Below are 675 nucleotides of genomic sequence, written 5' to 3' on the forward strand. Positions count from 1 at the left end.
TCGCCAACTCGTCCTGTGCGTAGGCGGCTTCGTCGTCCGCGGGGCCGTCCGAGCCGTGCTGGCCGCGTCCGTCCACGGCGACGGCTCGGTAGCCGCGCGCGGCGAGCGGCTCGAGGACCAGCGTGAAGTCCTCCTTTCTGCCTGTGTAGCCGGGCAGCAGCAGCACGGTCCCCCGCACCGGGACACCGGCGGCCGGCGTCACGTCCAGGACGGCGAACTCGCCCCGCTGGGTGGGGAGTCGGCGAGGGAGGAGCTCGGGGAGACGAGCGGGGGAGGAGGTGGTGATCACCCGGGTGAGAGTAGCGGGTGGGCACACGCCGACGGCCCGGCCCCCTGAGCGGGGACCGGGCCGTCGGCGTCGGTGCGGTGTCAGCTCTCCGCGGCGTCCGCGGGGGCCGCGGCCTTACGGGTGCGGCGCGCCTTCGGCTCCGCCGTCTCCGTGGCCTCCGGCGCGGACGCGGCGGCCTTGCGGGTGCGGCGACGCGGCGCGGCGGCCTCGGCGACCTCCCCTTCCGGGGCGGTCTGCGCGGGCACCGTCTTGCGGGTGCGGCGCGGCGCGGCCTCGGCGGCCTCGGCCGTGTCCACGGCGGCCTCGGCCTTCTTGGCCGCGGTCTTCCGCGTGCGCTTCGGCTTCTCCTCGGCCTCCGGCGTGGCCTGGGCCGGGATCTCCGCGGC

The 675-nt window shown here is 77.6% G+C and carries 2 pseudogenes; both read right to left on the reverse strand.

What is annotated here, in order from left to right:
- A pseudogene (locus LPA54_RS34435) lies at positions 1–289 on the reverse strand (alpha/beta hydrolase); the annotation flags it as partial.
- A gap of 80 nt (positions 290–369) precedes the next feature.
- Positions 370–675: pseudogene (locus LPA54_RS34440) on the reverse strand (DEAD/DEAH box helicase); the annotation flags it as partial.

Source organism: Streptomyces sp. DH12, assembly GCF_020873895.1.
Taxonomy (GTDB): domain Bacteria; phylum Actinomycetota; class Actinomycetes; order Streptomycetales; family Streptomycetaceae; genus Streptomyces.